Here is a 1329-nt window from a genome sequence, read left to right as displayed (position 1 = left end):
AACGGACAGCGTTCACTTATTTGAAATATCTAAGGGAACCATAGAAGCTAAGGGAGTATAAAAAAGCCTTGCTTTACAGGAATGTAAAGCAAGGCTTTTTTTCAGTCTCCGTATTTCTGATAGACTCTTTGTATGTGGTTTAACGTATATAAAATACTTTTGCCCAAGGGTAGTAATTCATAAAGACCTTTTTCATTTTTTTGAATTAAATGGCGGGTAAGAAGCGCTTTAATCTTTCTATTCAATTCTGTTTCGCTAATATAAGGAATGTTTATCAAAATAACGGAAAATGAGTTTTTGCCGGAATCAATAGATGCCAGTATTTCGGGAATCCATTTTAGCCTGAGAATATCTTGTATATCTTGGAATTTGCTATTAAATTCGACCATAAGAGATTCACCGTCCCTTCATAAAACCTTATAGTTCTTTATAGTATATCATGGGTCTAACCTTTTTGTTAGTTGAAAATAAAAATCAATAAAGTTAAAATAAAGAAAATCAATTAACAGATAGGGGGAGTTTTACATGAAAAACTTAAAGACTGTAAATCAATATATTGCGAATCTTGCCGTTCTCAACATTAAGACACATAACCTTCATTTTAATGTAGTAGGATCAAGCTTTAAAAATGTTCATGAATACTTGGAAAGTATCTATAATACCTATTTCGAGTATTATGATGCCGTAGCGGAACTGGTTAAGATGCAAGGGCAAATGCCTTCCGTATCTACGGAAGAGTATATGAAGGCGGCTACAATTAAGGAAGTCCCGGCTAAGGAATATCCCGTGGCGGAAGCCTTGGATATTGTGTTGAAAGACCTGGAAGTGATGACAAAGGCGGCTTTAAAAATTCGCGAAGGCGCTGAAAAGGAAGATAACTTCCTTCTTGCCAATATGATGGAAGAGCATGTGGCATATTATATGAAACAACGCTGGTTTATTTCGGCAACACTATATAAGTAATATCCTTCTGATTTTATGCAACATGCAAAAAGGGGCTCTTACGAGTCCCTTTTTGCATGTGTAAAATAAATTGCGGTTTTTGAGGGGAAATAAAATTATTGTTAAATAAAATCTTGATAATATATATGACTATAGTATACTGAAACGGTCGTGAAATGAAAGTAAGGAAGCACATTTATGGAGCAGCGAATCTTAAGGGAATTTATAATAGCTTTGGTTACTGCTTTAGGAGCAGAAATACAGTCGTTGATTCTTCAGAAAACAGAAGGCACGTCTGGTGGATTCTTTATTTTAAAAGTCATAAGGACACGACGCGAACAGATTTTTACTGTAAGCGGTTACTTTGTGTTATTGGCGGCAGTAGTA

Annotated in this window: 3 protein-coding genes; 2 read left to right on the top strand and 1 reads right to left on the bottom strand. The window is 35.1% G+C overall.

Annotated elements, in window-relative coordinates; genetic code table 11:
* Positions 1-101: 101 nt before the first annotated feature.
* Positions 102-389, bottom strand: a complete 288-nt coding sequence (locus PGX78_RS05815; RefSeq protein WP_270445855.1) for a winged helix-turn-helix transcriptional regulator — start codon at positions 387-389, stop codon at positions 102-104.
* A 136-nt stretch (positions 390-525) separates the two neighbouring features.
* On the opposite strand from PGX78_RS05815, the gene PGX78_RS05810 reads away from it, so the two are divergent.
* Positions 526-963: a Dps family protein gene (locus PGX78_RS05810; RefSeq protein WP_270445854.1), complete on the top strand. Its 438-nt coding sequence runs from the start codon at positions 526-528 to the stop codon at positions 961-963.
* A gap of 177 nt (positions 964-1140) precedes the next feature.
* A partial coding sequence (locus tag PGX78_RS05805; protein WP_270445853.1) for a hypothetical protein occupies positions 1141-1329 on the top strand: 189 nt, incomplete at its 3' end.

Origin of the sequence: Megasphaera sp. AF13-6AC (assembly GCF_027685385.1) — a bacterium.
GTDB classification, from domain to species: domain Bacteria; phylum Bacillota; class Negativicutes; order Veillonellales; family Megasphaeraceae; genus Megasphaera; species Megasphaera micronuciformis.
The sequence above is the reverse complement of the archived record's forward strand: the minus strand, read 5'-3'. Positions and strand labels throughout refer to the sequence as shown.